The 18,817-nt window shown below is 54.1% G+C and carries 9 protein-coding genes; 6 read left to right on the forward strand and 3 right to left on the reverse strand.

The window, feature by feature from the left end; genetic code table 11:
- A partial coding sequence (locus tag EPG66_RS23000; protein ID WP_246379249.1) for a BapA prefix-like domain-containing protein occupies positions 1-1,077 on the reverse strand: 1,077 nt, incomplete at its 3' end.
- 737 nt (positions 1,078-1,814) lie between these two features.
- On the opposite strand from EPG66_RS23000, the gene EPG66_RS09050 reads away from it, so the two are divergent.
- From EPG66_RS09050 to rcsB, 3 genes are read left to right on the forward strand one after another with little or no spacing between them, the layout of a single operon-like run.
- Entirely contained in the window at positions 1,815-2,969 is a 1,155-nt protein-coding gene (locus EPG66_RS09050; RefSeq protein WP_182686589.1) for an MFS transporter, read from the forward strand.
- Positions 2,970-2,988: 19 nt separating this feature from the next.
- Entirely contained in the window at positions 2,989-5,646 is a 2,658-nt protein-coding gene (rcsD, locus tag EPG66_RS09055; protein ID WP_069025216.1) for a phosphotransferase RcsD, read from the forward strand.
- A 1-nt stretch (position 5,647) separates the two neighbouring features.
- Positions 5,648-6,298 (forward strand): response regulator transcription factor RcsB, encoded by a 651-nt coding sequence (gene rcsB / locus EPG66_RS09060; protein ID WP_009089068.1) that lies wholly within the window; start codon positions 5,648-5,650, stop codon positions 6,296-6,298.
- Between the two features lie 54 nt (positions 6,299-6,352).
- On the opposite strand, the gene rcsC is transcribed toward rcsB, so the two are convergent.
- Together rcsC and gyrA are read right to left on the reverse strand one after the other, a co-directional pair.
- The gene (gene rcsC, locus EPG66_RS09065) at positions 6,353-9,205 is read right to left on the reverse strand and encodes a two-component system sensor histidine kinase RcsC (protein ID WP_182686591.1); all 2,853 of its coding nucleotides are present in this window, start codon (positions 9,203-9,205) and stop codon (positions 6,353-6,355) included.
- Between the two features lie 1,089 nt (positions 9,206-10,294).
- The gene (gene gyrA, locus EPG66_RS09070) at positions 10,295-12,967 is read right to left on the reverse strand and encodes a DNA topoisomerase (ATP-hydrolyzing) subunit A (protein WP_182686594.1); all 2,673 of its coding nucleotides are present in this window, start codon (positions 12,965-12,967) and stop codon (positions 10,295-10,297) included.
- A 177-nt stretch (positions 12,968-13,144) separates the two neighbouring features.
- Between gyrA and ubiG the strand changes: the two genes are divergently transcribed.
- From ubiG to nrdA, 3 genes are all read left to right on the forward strand, one after another.
- The gene (gene ubiG / locus EPG66_RS09075) at positions 13,145-13,870 is read left to right on the forward strand and encodes a bifunctional 2-polyprenyl-6-hydroxyphenol methylase/3-demethylubiquinol 3-O-methyltransferase UbiG (RefSeq protein ID WP_010671459.1); all 726 of its coding nucleotides are present in this window, start codon (positions 13,145-13,147) and stop codon (positions 13,868-13,870) included.
- Between the two features lie 738 nt (positions 13,871-14,608).
- Positions 14,609-15,940: a gluconate:H+ symporter gene (locus tag EPG66_RS09080; protein ID WP_069025220.1), complete on the forward strand. Its 1,332-nt coding sequence runs from the start codon at positions 14,609-14,611 to the stop codon at positions 15,938-15,940.
- 537 nt (positions 15,941-16,477) lie between these two features.
- Positions 16,478-18,763, forward strand: a complete 2,286-nt coding sequence (gene nrdA / locus EPG66_RS09085; RefSeq protein WP_010258098.1) for a class 1a ribonucleoside-diphosphate reductase subunit alpha — start codon at positions 16,478-16,480, stop codon at positions 18,761-18,763.
- Positions 18,764-18,817 lie beyond the last annotated feature (54 nt).

The raw sequence follows: 18,817 nt of genomic DNA on the forward strand, positions 1-18,817 counted from the left end.
CAGCGCCGAGAGTGCGGCGGCTGGAATTGAGACGCTCCAGCTGCCATCCGCCCCCACAGTGGCGTTATAGCTCTGTCCGCCCAATGTCACGCTGACCTGCTGGCCCGCTTCGACATTGCTGGTGCTGCCGGACAACGTTTGTGGCGTGGTTTTTTCGCTGTTATCCAGCAGGTTATCACCCGCAAACGGGTTCAGGCTAATGGACGGCGTAGCCGGTGTGCCGGGATCGGCGGCCGCGACGGTAATGGGCAGGCTGCCGGTGGTGGTCGTGCCCGCCGCGTTGGTGACGCTGACGTCGATGGAAGTGGTGCCTGCGGCGAGTCCCGCCAGCGCGGCAGCAGGGATAGTGACGCTCCAGCTGCCGTCAGCACCGACGGTGGCGTTGTAGGTCTGACCGCCCAGCGTGACCGTGACAATCTGACCCGCTTCAACATTGCTGGTGGTGCCGCTCAATACCTGATCGCTGCTTTTTTCCGCGTTATCAAGGACATCATCGCCAGCGAACGCATTGAGCGTGATGGCAGGCGTCCCCGGTGTGACCGGTGTTCCGGGATCGGTGCCACCGTCATTGCCGCCACCGTTACCCCCACCGCCACCACCACCACCGCCGACGCCAACGGCCAGGCCGGCTAAGCCGAGCACACCCAGACCGCCCGCCGTTATCACACCCATGGAGGTGTTGGCGTTATCTGCCAACAGCAGCGGCTCTACACTGTCGAGTGATTCATAGGTTGGCGTAACCGACGTGGAAGCGAGTTCAGTGCCTTCTGCGGTCTGCGGAAAGAGCGCATGTTCCGGTGGATTGACGCCATCATCGAACACCAGTTCGCTGTGCTGGCCATCGGCGTCGTCGAGGAAGAATTTCTGATAGCGGACAGTGCTGCCGTCACGCATATGCAGCACCAGATCGTTACCCTGGCGCTCATACTGCGTCACCATGTCGCGGGTGCCGCTGATGCGCACGACGCTGGGCTCGGTGAGGTTAATGGATTGTGACGAACCGCTGACGGACTGCGAGATGAGTGTGCCGTTTTCGCGCGAGATAATGTCTACACGGCCTTGCGTGAGTTCTGCCATTTGTAACCTCTACTCCACCAGATTAGCTAATATACTGAATCCATAAACATAAAATTATTTTATGCTTACGGTGTTCACACATAGTTTCACCTTCTGCAGATCAGAAGATGTCTTAACCTGGTGTATGTCGAAACGGCAAAGCCAAAGCTGGTCGCACGCCCCTAATCAGAGTGGCGAATGACGCTATTATTGTTAGTTTTAATTGTACAGGCTCACGCAGAATGTAACGTTTCTGACAGATTAACGTTTAGCGTAGCCGTGTTAAAAAACAATTTCAATGTACAGATTTCATTATGGTTTAATCTTCATTACATAAGCCACGCTTGAAATAAGGCTTTCATAAAATCCGCTTTGCCTTTGTTTTTACATGTCAATTTATTGCTGACTGTTTCCAAAAATGATGCGGAAAGGTTAAAAAACCATCACTACCGAAACATTAGGGCGCTAAAAAAATTTGTTCATTAAGCGATTCAGCCATCATTTATAAGTGGCCCTGTTCCGGTTTTTCAGCAGCAAGTCGTTGAAAAACGGCAGTGAAATTTGTGTTAAGTCATTCTGCGGGGCGGTGGTCATGCCAGGAAAGTTCTGGAAAAAATTCGCAGCGCGACAAAAGTCGGTAAACTCCCGGTTTTGTCATCTATGCCATGTTGCTGCCCCGTTCCTTATCAGAGGCGCAACGGCCACTGACTCACGGCCAGTGCTACACTTTTCCGCTTTACCATTGATGAATCTGACCTATGACCGCACTGGACGCTGCACAACAAAACAAACATCAGAGCCGCCTGAACTGGGGCACGCGCACCATCTTTTTGATCAATGGCTTAGGAATGTCAGCCTGGGCTCCGCTGGTGCCGTTTGCCCGCGATCGTCTGCAGCTCAGCGGCGCATCACTGGGCGCGTTACTGCTCTGTCTGGGTATTGGTTCGCTGGCTGCGATGCCGGTGACGGGTACACTGGTGGCGCGATTTGGCTGCCGTCAGGTGATGTGTTTCTCTACCCTGTTAGTGCTGATGATGATGCCGCTGCTGGCCACGGCTGACTCTCATCTGGTTATGGCGGCTGCGCTGATGCTGTTTGGCGCCGGGCTGGGCATGCTGGATGTGGCGATGAATTATCAGGCGGTTCAGGTTGAGCAGGCGGCGGATAAACCGATGATGTCCGGCTTCCATGGCTTCTTCAGTCTTGGCGGGATCCTGGGTGCGGGCACGGTCAGCCTGTTGCTGAGCCAGTCTTTTACACCTCTGGCCGCCATGCTGGTGGTGATGGCAGTGATGTTGTTGCTGTTGCTGTGGCGACTGCCGGTATTAATGAATGAACGCCTGCACCAGCCCGATCAACCCTGGCTGGTGATCCCACGTGGCTGGGTCGCGTTTCTTGGCCTGCTCTGCTTTATCCTGTTCCTGGCGGAAGGGGCCGTGCTGGACTGGGGCGCGCTGCTGCTGCTGCAGAACCCGGAGATGTCACCCGCCTGGGCCGGACTGGGCTATGCGGTCTTTTCCGTGGCGATGACGCTGGGCCGTTTTAGCGGCGATAAGATCATCCAGCGTTTTGGTCGCTACCCGGTGATGCTGACCGGCGCGCTGACCGCCGCAGCGGGTATGAGCCTGGCCGTCTGGCTGCCGTGGCCGGAGATCGCCCTGCTGGCTTTCCTGCTGGTCGGCTTTGGTTTATCTAACACGGTGCCGATGTTGTTCAATGCTGCCGGGAATCAACAGGATATGCCTGCGAACCTGGCGATTTCTGCCATGACAACGCTGGGATATGCGGGTATTCTCTCAGGTCCGGCTTTAATCGGATTCATTTCGCAATGGATCAGCCTCAGCGGCGCATTTTTAGCGATCGCCCTGTTGCTGTTAGCGGTAGCCGCCAGTGCGCGAAAAGTTGCGCAATAATTCAGGTACCTGACACGCTATGTTGTATAAGTTTCCACTGACCTCCGGCAACGTCACCCGCTTTTTTGTGGTTTTCAATCTGGTGCTCCTGCTGGCGCTGGGCTTTATGGTGCATAACTCGGTGAATGCCTGGCTGACCGGGAAACGCTATGCCATGGACGATCTGGCACGTGACGTTCAGAAGCGCATTGATGCCTATCGCTTTGCCACCTGGCAGATCTATGAAAACCTCTCTACCAGTGCGGCAGGTGCAATACCCGGCAGTAATCTGCAGGAGACGCGACTGCGTCCTGATGTCTATTACCTGGAAAAAACCCGGCGTAAAACGGAAGCGCTGATTTTCGGCTCACATGACAGCAGCACGCTGGACATGACCATGCGGATGTCGAACTATCTCGACACGCTGTGGGGCGCAGAAAATCCCACCTGGTCGATGTATTTTTTAAACGGTCAGGACAATAGCCTGATTATGATCTCGACCCTGCCGCTGAAAGATATGGCGACGCGCTATAAAGAGAGCGCCATCAGTTCAATGGTTGATGGCCGTCGTGCTGAGATGTTGCAGCAGGCGAATGCGCTTGATGAGCGCGAGAGTTTCTCACCGCTGCGCCACCTCGCCTTCCAGAACGATCACTATTTCACGCTGCGTACCACCTTTAACCAGCCAGGCCATCTGGCCACGGTGGTCGCCTTTGATCTGCCGGTTAACGATATTGTTCCGCAGAACATGCCGCTGGAAAATTTCCAGCTGCGTCAGGACAGCTCAATGCCTGCCAGCAGCAGTGAACAGCAGGAGGTGGAAAATACCCACATCTCACTGGTTAACCCCAATATCGAGATTACGGCCACTCTGCCCAGCACCTCACTGCAGCTGGTTTATCAGGTGCCGATTAGCCGTCTGATTATCGATACCCTGCACAATCTGCTCTGGCCGCTGCTGATCAACCTGCTGCTGTTCCTGCTCTCACTGGCGGGTATCGTGCTGCTGCGCCAGCAGTCGCTGCGTCCCAGCGAGAACCAGAGCGCTGAACTCGATTCGCTGCGGGTATTGAATGAAGAGATTGTGGCCAGTCTGCCGGTCGGCCTGCTGGTGTATGACTTTGCCAGCAACCGCACCCTGCTGAGCAATAAGATTGCTGAACATCTTTTGCCTCACCTCAATCTGCAGAAGATCATTAATATGTCCGACCAGCATCAGGGCGTGCTGCAGGCCACCATCAATAACGAAGTGTATGAGATTCGCCACGCCCGCAGCGTGCTGTCGCCGCATACCCAGCTGTTTATGATGCGCGACCAGGATCGCGAACTGCTGGTGAATAAGAAGCTGCAAAAAGCGCAGCAGGTCCTGGATCGCAACCATCAGATGCGACAGCAACTGCTGCACAATCTGGGCCATGCGCTGAATCAGCCCCTGGAGAAGATGGTGACGCAGCTGGTACAGCTCAGCCAGCGTGATGCCGATGAGACCGTGCTGGACCTGCTCGATGAGAGCCAGGGGCTGGCGCGGCTGGTGGATGATATCGTGCTGCTGAACCGGCTTGAGGCGCACGACTGGTCACCCGATGCGACCGTCTTTAACCTGCAGGAACTGCTGGATGAGATCGCGCTGGAAAGCCTGCCGCTGATGCGCCGCAAAGGGCTGTCGCTGGTGGTGAATAATCACCTGGCTAATGATGAGACGCGTTTTGGCGACCGTCGCGCCCTGCGTAAAGTGCTGACCACGCTGATGCACTACGCCCTGACCACCACCCGCTGGGGGAAAATCACCCTGGAAGTTAAGGCTGCAGACAAGCAGGCCGATAGATTGATTATCGAACTGGTGGATACCGGTGCGGGCCTGACGGTGGATGAACTGGCCAATGTCGACTTCCCGTTCCTGGGCGATACCAGTCAGGATCGCTACGGACAGGCTTCTGGCATGGCGTTCTTCCTCTGTAAGCAGCTCTGCAAGCAGATGGGCGGCAGCCTCGATATCGTGGCAAAAGCGGATATCGGCACGCGCTACAACATGCAGTTGCCGCTGGTGCTGGAGCAGAAGCGCGAAGAAGAAGAGGAAAAAATTCTGGATGGCGTTACCGCGCTGGTGGAGATCACCGTGGAGGACGTGCATAAAATTGTCTGCCGCCATCTGGAAAACTGGGGAGCGCGTTGTCTGACACCCGACGAGCGCATTTCCGGTCAGGATCACGATGTGCTGGTGACCGACGATCCATCAAAGCTTAGCGGCTGGGCACTGCTGCTGGCGGAAGATGAACTGGGGCACCATGCACTGAACGACCAGCAGTATCGGGTCAATTTCAATCTCAGTAATGCGCTGCTGGATGCATTGCTGGCACTGATAGAGAAGCAACTGTCGCATGATGTGATGGATAACGACACGGAAGACGACGCGGCCACGCCATTGATGAGCGGCGGCTATTTCCAGCTGTTTACGGAGACAGTACCGGTTGATGTGAAGAGGCTGTATACTGAGTCGGCGGAAAAGGACTACGCCTCGCTTGCTCAGACAGCGCATCGCCTAAAGGGCGTGTTTGCCATGCTCAATCTGACTCCCGGCAAACAGCTTTGTGAAGAGTTAGAACACCACATTAAAGCGTGTGACGATTCAAACATTACAAATACCACCAGTGATATTGACGCTTACGTCAATCAACTGCTGCAGCAAGGTAACCAATAAGATGAATAACTTAAACGTAATTATTGCCGATGACCATCCAATTGTCCTTTTCGGTATCCGAAAATCTCTGGAACAAATTGAATGGGTTAACGTTGTAGGTGAGTTCGAAGACTCAACAGCACTGATCAATAATCTGTCCAAGCTTGATGCCAACGTCCTGATCACCGACCTCTCTATGCCAGGTGAGAAGTATGGCGATGGTATTACGCTGATTAAATATATTAAACGCCACTACCCGGATCTCTCGATTATTGTTCTGACCATGAACAACAACCCGGCGATTCTGAGTTCAGTGCTTGATCTCGATATCGAAGGGATTGTACTGAAACAGGGCGCGCCAACCGATTTGCCAAAGGCACTGGCTGCACTGCAGAAAGGCAAGAAATATACGCCGGAAAGCGTTGCGAAACTGCTGGAGAAAATCAGCGCGGGTGGTTATGGCGACAAACGTCTGTCACCGAAAGAGAGCGAAGTGCTGCGTCTGTTTGCAGAAGGTTTCCTGGTGACCGAGATTGCCAAGAAGCTGAACCGCAGTATCAAAACCATCAGTAGCCAGAAGAAATCAGCGATGATGAAACTGGGCGTGGATAACGATATCGCACTGCTGAACTACCTGTCGTCTGTCAGCCAGACTCAGGTCGAAAGAGACTAAGTTACTTCCTGAGGCGGTGCAGCCTGCACCGCCTCGCCTCTGCCCTTTCCTGCCCTACCCCATCCGCGTTTTACGTACCCGATCAGCATAGATTGCCAGCGTCACTTTCAGCACATCTAACGTCACCGGTTTCGACAGGCAGTTATCCATGCCCGCATCCATGCAACGCTGTTTCTCTTCCGCCAGCGCATTCGCCGTCACGCCAACCACCGGGAAGAGATGGCCCAGCTGACGCAACCGCTGCGTCAGGCGATAACCATCCATATTCGGCATATTTACGTCGGTGAGTACGATATCGATCTCATTGCGACTCAGTACGTTAAGCGCATCAACGCCATCCTGCGCAGTTTTCACCTGATAGCCCAGCGTGCCGAGCTGTTCCGACAGCAGCATGCGGTTAATCGGATGGTCATCGACAATCAGTACCATGATGTCATCGTTATGCACTTTCTCTTCTACCGGCGCGGCCAGCAACAGCGCATCTGCGGCGTCGTTGCCCAGTGCGATCCGATAGATGCGCGCCAGCAGCGCCGGAACCTCGTGCAGCGTGGCGGTAGAGTGGATCCAGCGGCCGGGCTGACGTTCACGCGGCATATCCACATGCGATCCATCGAAAGTGACCAGTGCCCGCAGCGGGGCATCAATATCCAGTTCGTAATCGGTCATCACCACATCGTCGTGGCCAGGCTTACCGTTATACTCCGCGACCTGAATGCCCTGCTGCTGAATCTGACGCGTGATAAATTCCGCGAGGTACTCGTTGCGCATCGCCAGCCAGATTTTCTTATCCTGTAAATCCTCCAGCAGCATCAGTGACGGCTTCTGCCCTTTGTAGATTGGAATACGCACAATAAACTGGCTGCCCATGCCTGGCTCTGAGTCGACCTCGATGTCGCCATCCATCATATTGATCAGCTTTTCACAGATCGCCAGTCCCAGCCCGGTGCCCTGGAAATTACGCTGCACGCCATTTCCCACCTGGAAGAAGGGATCAAACAGGCGTGGCAGCTCTTTCGCCGGAATGCCGACGCCAGTATCACGGACGCGGAATGCCAGATAGCCCTGCGCAACGTAAGCGTGGAGGATAATACAGCCCGTATGCGTGAACTTAATCGCGTTATTCAGCAGGTTCGAGATCACCTGCTGCAGACGCAGCGGATCGCCGTCCAGCACCTGCGGAACGTCATGTTCAATAAAGCAGTAGAGCGTAATCCGCTTCTTCACCACCAGCGACAGATAGTTGCCGACGATGTGGGTCACGATTTCACGAGGTGCAAACGGACGCGGCTCAATTTTCAGCTGCTCTGATTCGATTTTTGAGAAGTCGAGAATATCGCTGATGATTTTCAGCAGCAGGCTGGAGGAGTTGTTCATCGCCGTCACCAGCGAGTCGATACCGCTGGGCAGCTCTTTGGTCTGCAGCAGATCGAGATTACCGATAATGCCATAAAGCGGCGTGCGCAGTTCGTGACTGACCGTGGCAAGGAACATCGATTTTGACTGGCTCGCCTGCTCTGCCGCGTGGGCCATCTCCTGCAGCGACTGCTCCATCCGCACGCGCGCCGAGACGTCGACCAGCACGCAAATCGCCACGTTCTCATTACGATAGCGCGAATGCACAAAGCTGATTTGCAGGTTGGTATTACTGCCGGTGAGCACATCGACAAAGTTGACCTGCTGCCCGCCAATAATCTCATTCAGCCGCAGGCGATCTTCCTGCGTCAGCAACGTCAGATAATTGTGCGCCAGCTCGTTACTCAGAATATTGGTGCCGTCGCTGGTGCGTAAAATACAGATCCCGACCGGCGCAGAGGCGACAATCTTACGGTTAAACTGCTCGTGCTCTTCCAGCCGGTGCGCATTCTCCTCCGCCGGCAGGAACATCCGGCGCTCAAACAGCCAGGCGAGGGTAAACAGAATAACGGCGCTGAAAATATTGAGCAGCAGCGCATTAATGATCATCAGCTTGAGCTGATCCACCATCACGTCGGTAGATATCGACCACACCACGTTAAGATCGGAGGGCGGCAGCGGCTTTTTCAGGACCAGCTGACGATAACCATTCAGGTAACCAAACCAGGTTTTATCATCAGGCAGACTGTCGAGCGAGAAGCCCAGCCCGCCGCGCCGCGAATTTAGCAGTGGACGATAATTTTCATCGGTAATAGACGCGATAACCGGCAGGCTGCCCGGCTGAATAAACTCATCCAGACGGATATTCTGTTCGACGCCAAGCAACGCCTGTAACTTATTAGCAACGTAGACGGGCACCACCATAAAGAAGGTTCCGACGCCTGGCTGAGCACTGCTGTTAATCCAGTACATCGGATTGCGGCGCTCTTCTTCACTGCTATTGCGATAGCGCAGCACATTCTCACGCAGCGATTTCAGACTGCGTTCCCGGTCAGCATTGCTGCTGCCAATCGTGAAGTCGGCCAGACACTGGCTCTCGCCACCGATAAAGAACACCCGATTCAGCTCATACGATGAGGCGAAGTTACTTTTCCAGTAATTGATGTAGTAACTGAGTGAGTCGAGCGAGTTGCGCCAGGTATTGCTCATCGAGGTACAGTCGCCATCCGAAAACAGGGGCGTAAACTGCGGCTGAGATGTTTTGCCTGGCATCATACCGGTCAGCACATCCAGACCGCTGCTGGCGTTGGTTAAGCGGTTTTCGGTGATATATTTCAGCTCACGCATCATGTCCGCCGAATGGCGGACATACCACTGAATCGTGCCGTAGTTGCTGGCAAACTCCTGCCGAACCTGCGTCTCTTTATTGTGCAGCACGCTAATAATGTAAAATGCAGTAAGAACGGCGCCCAGCGTCCAGATTAGCAGCGCCAGCGCGCGGAAAAGATAGCGCGAGATGCGAAGCGTAGTGCGGAAAGAGACAGGATATTTCAAAGGTAACTCGCAGTTGGCAAGGTTAGTCGCATCATCGATTTTTAATGCCCATACACTAGCTTTATCGGGCGTAAAAAGCCAGCCAGCCGCAGGCTTAGCGGGCGGTTTGGGAATCTTTTAAGACAGCCAAAGCAACATCTGCATCTACTCAAAGCGATACCACAACCCCAATAAGAAAGGCCTGCTGTGCCCGAAGAGCAAAGCGTCCACGCCAGGGATGGCGTGGCCGATCCGCACGGATGCGGGAATCCTTTGCGATCGGGCATCGCGGGCCTTTCGGCGGCTCCCGACTCACAGCCACCAGCTACCAGCTACCAGCTACCAGCTACCAGCTACCAGCCACCCATTTTCCCGACCCGCCTCTAAGACCTCAAACACCACGCACATCCCCTCAAAGCGACACCCAAATCCCAACAAGAAAGGCCTGTTGTGCCCGAAGAGCAAAGCGTCCACGCCAGGGATGGCGTGGCCGATCCGCACGGATGCGGGAATCCTTTGCGATCGGGCATTGCGGGCCTTTCGACGGCTCCCGACTCACAGCCACCAGCCATTTTCCCGACCTGCCTCTCACACCTCAAACAACACGCCCATCCCCTCAAAGCGATACCAAAATCCAACAAGAAAGGCCCGCTATGCCAGAAGAGCAAAGCGTCCACGCCAGGGATGGCGTGGCCGATCCGCACGGATGCGGGAATCCTTTGCGATCGGGCATTGCGGGCCTTTCGACGGCTCCCGACTCACAGCCACCAGCCACCCATTTTCCCGACCCGCCTCTAAGACCTCAAACACCACGCCCATCCCCTCAAAGCGACACCCAAATCCAACAAGAAAGGCCAGCTATGCCCGAAGAGCAAAGCGTCCACGCCAGAGATGGCGTGGCCGATCCGCATGGATGCGGGAATCCTTTGCGATCGGGCACAGAGGGCCTTTCGACGGCTCCCATCTGACAGCCATCAGCCATCAGCCACCCGCCATCCGCCATAAGCTCTCTGCCCCCTGCAATCTCCCCATCACACACAAAAAAAACAGCAGGCCGGGTTTCCCCTGACCTGCCGTTTCTGCAACGAACCTCAGCTCACGCCAGACAAATTACTCTTCGTCTTCAGCCGCGTCGTCTTCGTCTTCTGCATCCGCTTCCGGCGCAATCTCTTCATCGTCAATCTCTGCTTCCGGCGCGATATCTTCCTCGCCTTCCGCCACGCTACCGTCGATTGAATCCAGCTCTTCTTCTTCAACCGGCTCGGCAACACGCTGCAGACCCACGACGTTCTCATCCTCTGCGGTACGAATCAGAATCACACCCTGGGTATTACGACCCACGACGCTGACTTCTGAAACGCGGGTACGCACCAGCGTACCGGCATCGGTGATCATCATAATCTGATCGCCATCAACGACCTGAACGGCGCCAATCACCGGACCATTACGTTCGGTCACTTTGATTGAAATAACACCCTGGGTCGCGCGCGACTTGGTCGGGTATTCGCTGTTGGCAGTGCGCTTGCCGTAACCATTCTGCGTCACGGTCATAATTGCACCCTCTTCACGCGGCACAATCAATGACACAACGCGATCGCCTTCAGCCAGCCTGATGCCGCGTACGCCAGAGGCGGTACGACCCATCGCACGGACTGCGGTTTCTGCAAAGCGCACCACTTTACCGGCCGCTGAGAACAGCATCGCTTCATCGTTACCGTTGGTCAGCGCCACACCGATCAGTTCATCGTCGTCACGCAGATTCACGGCAATAATACCGGCGCTGCGTGGACGGCTGAACTCTTTCAGGGCGGTCTTCTTCACGGTACCGAGCGCGGTCGCCATAAAGATATTAAAGCCTTCGGTATACTCACGTACCGGCAGAATCGCCGTAATACGCTCGTTGGCTTCCAGCGGCAGCAGGTTGACGATTGGACGTCCACGTGCGCCACGGCTTGCTTCCGGCAACTGGTAAACCTTCATCCAGTAGAGACGGCCACGGCTGGAGAAGCAAAGAATCGTGTCATGCGTATTGGCGACCAGCAGACGATCAATGAAGTCCTCTTCTTTGATACGTGCGGCTGACTTGCCCTTACCACCACGACGCTGCGCTTCATAGTCGGTCAGCGGCTGATACTTCACATAGCCCTGATGCGACAATGTCACCACAACATCTTCCTGATTGATCAGGTCTTCGATATTAATGTCAGCAGTGTTGGCGGTAATTTCTGTGCGACGCTCATCACCGAACTGATCACGCATCAGCTCCAGCTCTTCGCGAATCACTTCCATCAGACGGTCCGCGTTCGACAAAATGCGCAGCAACTCAGCGATCTGCTCCAGCAGCGCTTTATACTCATCCAGCAGCTTCTCGTGCTCAAGGCCGGTCAGTTTCTGCAGACGCAGATCCAGAATCGCCTGAGCCTGCTGCTCGGTCAGATAGTATTGACCATCACGGATGCCGTATTGTGGATCCAGCCACTCCGGACGCGCGGCGTCATCACCGGCACGTTCCAGCATCGCTGACACGTTACCGAGATCCCACGCCTGCGCAATCAGACCCGCTTTCGCTTCTGCCGGGTTTGGTGCACGACGAATCAGCTCGATGATAGGATCGATATTCGCCAGCGCAATCGCCAGACCTTCCAGGATATGCGCACGATCGCGCGCCTTACGCAGTTCAAAGATAGTACGACGCGTCACAACTTCACGACGATGGCGAACAAAGGCGTCCAGAATCTCCTTCAGCGCCATGATCTTCGGCTGACCCTGATGCAGGGCGACCATGTTGATACCAAACGAGGTCTGCAACTGGGTCAGTGAATAGAGATTATTCAGCACGACTTCGCCGACCGCATCGCGCTTGATCTCAATCACGATACGCATGCCGTCTTTATCAGACTCATCGCGCAGTGCGCTGATGCCTTCGACACGCTTCTCTTTCACCAGCTCCGCAATCTTCTCAATCAGGCGTGCCTTGTTAACCTGATACGGCAGCTCATGAATGATGATGGTCTCGCGGCCCGTTTTAGCATCAGCTTCCAATTCGCCACGCGCACGAATATAAATTTTACCGCGTCCGGTGCGGTACGCTTCTTCGATGCCACGGCGACCATTGATAATAGCGGCGGTCGGGAAATCAGGCCCCGGAATGTGCTCCATCAGCTCTTCAATGCTGATGTCTTCATTTTCAATGTAAGCCAGGCAGCCGTTAATCACTTCACGCAGGTTATGCGGCGGAATGTTGGTTGCCATACCCACGGCGATACCGGAAGAACCGTTCACCAGCAGGTTAGGAATTTTGGTCGGCAGAACTTCAGGGATCTGCTCAGTGCCGTCGTAGTTCGGTACGAAATCGACGGTCTCTTTTTCCAGGTCAGCTAACAGGTCGTGGGCGATTTTCGACATGCGAATTTCGGTATAACGCATCGCCGCGGCTGAGTCGCCGTCGATGGAACCGAAGTTGCCTTGTCCGTCCACCAGCATGTAACGCAGGGAGAAAGGCTGGGCCATACGTACAATGGTGTCGTATACGGCGGAATCACCATGCGGGTGATATTTACCGATAACGTCACCGACGACGCGGGCAGATTTTTTATAGGGTTTGTTCCAGTCGTTACCCAGTACGCTCATCGCAAAAAGTACGCGACGATGAACCGGCTTCAGGCCATCACGCACATCGGGTAAAGCTCGGCCAACGATGACCGACATGGCGTAACCGAGGTAAGAATTTTTTAATTCTTCTTCGATATTGACCGGTGTAATTTCTCTCGCAAGGTCGCTCATGGAGCCGCTATCCCTCTACTTAATCCCGGATTTTAAAGGTGCGAAAGTATATCACACTGCAATGCTCTGGTGAACGCTAACCACCGATTTCACCCGCTTTTCCTTGTGCCTGAAAGGTGTGCCATCTGCGGTTAAGCGTTTATACTGTGAGCACATTTTGTCAGGAGTTACGATTCAATGAATGCACAACCGCAGAATCATCAGCAGAACGTCGATGCGCAGGAAATTGCCAAGTTTGAGGCCGTTGCCTCGCGCTGGTGGGATCTGGAGGGTGAATTTAAACCGTTGCACCGCATTAACCCGCTGCGCCTGGGCTATATCGCGCAGCACAGCAACGGCTTATTCGGTAAAACCGTGCTCGACGTCGGATGCGGCGGCGGCATCTTAGCCGAAAGCATGGCGCGCGAAGGCGCCGTGGTCACGGGTCTGGACATGGGCGCGGAACCGCTGGCCGTGGCGCGCCTGCATGCTCTGGAGAGCGGAGTGACGCTGGACTACGTGCAGCAGACCGTCGAAGAGCATGCGGAGCAGCACGCAGGAAAATATGATGTGGTGACCTGCATGGAGATGCTGGAGCACGTGCCGGATCCGCGCTCAGTCGTTCACGCCTGTGCGAAGCTGGTCAAACCCGGCGGCGAAGTCTTTTTCTCTACGCTGAACCGCAATCCAAAAGCCTGGCTGCTGGCGATATTTGGCGCGGAATATGTGTTGCGCATGCTGCCGCGCGGCACCCACGACGTGAAGAAATTTATCCGTCCTTCCGAACTGCTGGGCTGGGTCGATGAAACGGCCCTGCGTGAACGCCACATCATTGGCCTGCACTACAACCCGGTGACCAACCGCTTCAAACTGGCTCCCGGCACTGACGTGAATTATATGGTGCACACCCACCGCGCCGTCTGAGTGATATTACCCGCCTGGAAGCAGGCGGGTAATATTGAAGTCTCACTTGCGTTAACCGCTCAAATAAAACTATCCGCGCATTAACCGTAACCATTGCAGCATTCAGTTACGAATCACGCTAAATACAGGCGCGCTTTTCATAGCCCCTCCCTGCCTGACAACCTTCGCTGGCACATTAAAATAACCCCCTCACCAAAACTGAATAAAAACACGTTCAGCGTATGAGAATAATTAAAATCAGGCCTTAATAGCCAATTGGCTTTAATTCATTAAAACGGATTAATGACTCAACCCTGACCTTTAAAAACTTATTGATTTAAAAAATAAAAATCACGTTGATAAAACCCCAGATTTAATTATTCATCAGGTAAAGAACTTATCCTGTCAATGCGCTCATACCGCTCTGAAGTGATGGTTTTAACACACTGTGACACGCTTCAAAAAACCTCCAGCCGCAATTCAACATACTAGAATGGTAGAATTACCTGATACTCAGTGACCTGACTGTTGATGCCTTAGATAAAGAGGGCTGAAACCTGTATAGCCCGGCAATCAATCTGTAAACGTCGCTACAGTGAGCGCTATAAATGGCGATTAAGGCTGAAAGCCTCCGGCCAGACAAACAGCGACTTTAATTCTGAACAGGGCAAACGGTGCTGAATAAGTTACCAGCCAGAATAATAACGGGCAGTCGTATATGCCTGCATAAGATTAACTTCATCACTGTTAAGGATAACCATGACGCCCTTTTTATCGCTTTTTTGGGTACTGGCTGGTATCGCGATATTAGTCGTACTCAATCTGAAATATAAATTCCACAACGTCTTCTCTCTGCTGATTGCGGGCATGTTTGTTGCCATCATGGTGGGCATTCCGTCAGATAAAATTGTCGGCGTAGTCCAGATGGGGATCGGCAGCATCATGGGTCACCTTGCGCTGATCATCATATTCGGCGCGATTATTGGCAAGTTCATGACCGAATCGGGTGCAAGCCAGCAGATAGCGGATACGGTCATCCGCCATTGTGGCACTCGCTTCCTCTCGACCGGGCTGATGTTTATCGGCGTCATATTTGGTATTGCGATGTTCTACGAGGTCGCCTTTCTGATTGCCATGCCGCTGGTGATGAACATAGCTAAAAAAGCGGATATCCCTTACATGAAGCTGGTCATCCCGACGGTGGTCGGCGCCACCATGGGACATAGCCTGTTTCCACCACAGCCGGGGCCGGTTGCCCTTATCAGCGCATTTAACGCGGATATCGTTCAGGTCTATCTTTACGGCGTTGTGGTGATTATCCCTGCCCTGTTTTGCGCTGGCGTTTTACTGCCTCGTTTCCTGCCGGGAATCAGCCGTATTCCGCTTAATTCCATGATCAAACCGATAAAAGAGCTGGCATCTGAAGATCTTCCTTCTTTCAGAATCAGTATTCTGATCCCGCTGATCCCTGCGGTGCTGATGATTCTGGCGTCAGTGGTCAAACCCCTGGCCGGTGATGGCGCTGAGCTGACACGCGTTTTTAAACTGCTGGGCAGCGCGGAGGTCAGCATGCTGTTCGCCACGCTGGCTGCGATGTGGTTTCTGGGGGTTAAACGGGGGATGACTTCCGAAGGCATAACAGAGCACGTCACCAACTCGATTTCGCAAATTTCCAATGTGCTGTTTGTCATCAGCGCCGGCGGCATCCTTAAACAGGTGATCATTGATTCTGATGTGGGTGACAGCATTGTCCAGCTCATGAGTCATGTGCCCTTCTCACCTTTTATCATTGCCTGGTTAATCACGGCAGTGATCCGCATTCTTACCGGCCAGGGCGCGGTAGCCGCCATTACTTCAGCGGGCATTGTGGCCCCGATGATCGAGGCCTTTCATCTTAATCCGGCGCTGATGGTGCTTGCCGTAGCCTGTGGCAGCAACACCATCACGCTGATGTATGACGGTGGCTTTTTACTGTTCAAAGAGACCTTTGGTATCTCCATGAAAGACACCTTCAAAACCTGGGGGCTGCTGGAGTTGATCAACTCAGTCGTGGGTCTGGGCATGGTCATCCTGATCAGCCAGCTTATTTAGTTTTTCCGCCTCTGCCGTACAGGATTCACGTCAGAGGCGATTCACTTTACTCCCTTCCGTGCCAAAGAGAGATTGCTGCAGGAAAACGCATACTGAGGCATTCTGTTATGCGCCAGAGAGTTACGCGGTTCTGGCGGTGAGCCATCAGAAGCAGCGGCAACGGCCTGACCCGCTCACAGCAACCCGCTAGCGGCTTTTAGCCACTTTTCATCCCTTTTCCTGCTGAATCCTGAGGATTGAATAAGAAACACGCGCCCGATCATAATAAGAAAAAAAAGTGTGATCTGGTTGACATGATGCCAGGCCTTACAAGGCGTGGGCTAAGAAATTTCGCAAGAATTACAACCCCTCCAGCCATCATTTTTTGCTCTTGTTAAGCGGCCGTAAAATACTAAAATATGCCCCCATGTAGTTATGGCTTTTCCCATCACCCCCTAGATGTAGTGTTTATCCACACATTATTCACAATGAATAGGCTGTGTATAAACCGGGATTTCTTTTAATTTTTGGATACTCACGCAAAGGTAAAAACGCGACATGAACCAGAGTCTGCTCGTTACTAAACGCGATGGCCGCCAGGAGCGCATTGATCTCGACAAAATTCACCGTGTGCTGGACTGGGCAGCTGAAGGGCTGAACAACGTCTCAGTTTCACAGGTAGAGCTGCGCTCTCACATTCAGTTCTATGATGGCATCAGAACCTCTGACATTCATGAGACCATCATCAAGGCCGCAGCAGACCTCATCTCCCGCGATGCCCCTGACTATCAGTACCTGGCTGCCCGCCTGGCGATCTTCCACCTGCGCAAAAAAGCGTATGGTCAGTTTGAGCCGCCAAAGCTCTATGACCAGGTCGTTAAGATGGTCGATATGGGCAAATATGATCGTCACCTGCTGGAAGATTACAGCCAGGAAGAGTTTGCGCAGATGGACGAGTTCCTCGACCACTGGCGTGACATGAACTTCTCCTATGCCGCTGTGAAACAGCTGGAAGGCAAATATCTGGTGCAGAACCGCGTTTCGGGTGAAATCTACGAAAGCGCGCAGTTCCTCTACATTCTGGTCGCCGCCTGCCTCTTCTCCGGCTACCCGCGCGACACGCGTATGGATTACATCAAGCGTTTCTATGATGCGATCTCGACGTTTAAAATCTCCCTGCCGACGCCAATCATGTCTGGCGTTCGCACCCCGACGCGCCAGTTCAGCTCCTGTGTACTGATCGAGTGCGGCGACAGCCTGGACTCTATCAACGCCACCTCCAGCGCGATTGTGAAATATGTCTCTCAGCGTGCCGGCATCGGTATCAACGCCGGTCGTATCCGTGCGCTGGGCAGCCCGATTCGCGGCGGTGAAGCGTTCCATACCGGCTGTATCCCGTTCTACAAGCATTTCCAGACCGCGGTGAAGTCCTGTTCTCAGGGCGGCGTTCGTGGCGGCGCAGCCACGCTGTTCTACCCAATGTGGCATCTGGAAATCGAAAGCCTGCTGGTACTGAAGAACAACCGTGGTGTTGAAGGCAACCGCGTGCGTCACATGGACTATGGTGTACAGCTCAACAAGCTGATGTATCAGCGCCTGCTGAAGGGCGAAGATATCACCCTGTTCAGCCCGTCTGACGTGCCTGGCTTGTATGACGCATTCTTCGCCAATCAGGATGAGTTTGAGCGCCTTTATACCAAATATGAGCAGGATCAGAGCATCCGCAAGCAGCGGGTTAAAGCGGTCGATCTCTTCTCACTGATGATGCAGGAACGTGCCTCTACCGGCCGTATCTACATTCAGAACGTCGATCACTGCAACACCCACAGCCCGTTTGACCCGAGCATTGCGCCGGTTCGCCAGTCTAACCTCTGCCTGGAAATCGCCCTGCCGACCAAACCGCTGGAAGATGTTAACGACGAAAACGGTGAGATTGCCCTGTGTACGCTCTCTGCGTTCAACCTCGGCGCCATCGAAAGCCTCGACGATCTGGAAGAGCTGGCTACCCTGGCAGTACGTGCGCTTGATGCGCTGCTCGACTATCAGGACTACCCGATCCCGGCTGCCCAGCGTGGCGCGATGGGTCGTCGTACTCTGGGTATCGGCGTCATCAACTACGCCTACTATCTGGCGAAGCATGGTGTGCGCTACTCCGATGGCAGCGCCAATGGCCTGACGCACAAGACCTTTGAAGCAATTCAGTATTATCTGCTGAAAGCCTCAAACGAGCTGGCGAAAGAGCAAGGTGCCTGCCCGTGGTTCAATGAAACCACCTATGCGCAGGGCATTCTGCCTATCGACACCTACAAGAAAGATCTGGACGCGATCAGCAACGAACCGCTGCATCTCGACTGGGAAAGCCTGCGTGAAGAGATTAAAACGCACGGCCTGCGCAACTCGACCCTGTCTGCGCTGATGCCGTCTGAAACCTCGTCGCAGATCTCCAATGCCACCAACGGCATTGAGCCTCCACGCGGCCACATCAGCATCAAAGCGTCGAAAGATGGCATCCTGCGTCAGGTCGTGCCGGAGTATGAGCGTCTGAAAGATCAGTACGAACTGCTGTGGGAAATGCCGAACAACGACGGCTACCTGCAACTGGTGGGTCTGATGCAGAAATTCATCGACCAGGCGATTTCGTCCAACACCAACTACGATCCGTCGCGCTTCACCAACGGTAAAGTGCCGATGAAACAGCTGCTGAAAGATCTGCTGACGGCGTATAAGTTCGGCGTGAAAACGCTCTACTATCAAAACACCCGTGACGGTGCTGAAGATGCGCAGGATGACCTGGCACCTTCCATCCAGGATGATGGCTGCGAGAGCGGCGCCTGTAAGATCTAATGGTCAGGCGGGAGAATCTCCCGCCTCATTCATTTCACGAGGCCTGGCTTCGTC

The organism is Pantoea pleuroti (genome assembly GCF_014156615.1).
Taxonomy (GTDB): Bacteria; Pseudomonadota; Gammaproteobacteria; order Enterobacterales; family Enterobacteriaceae; genus Pantoea; species Pantoea agglomerans.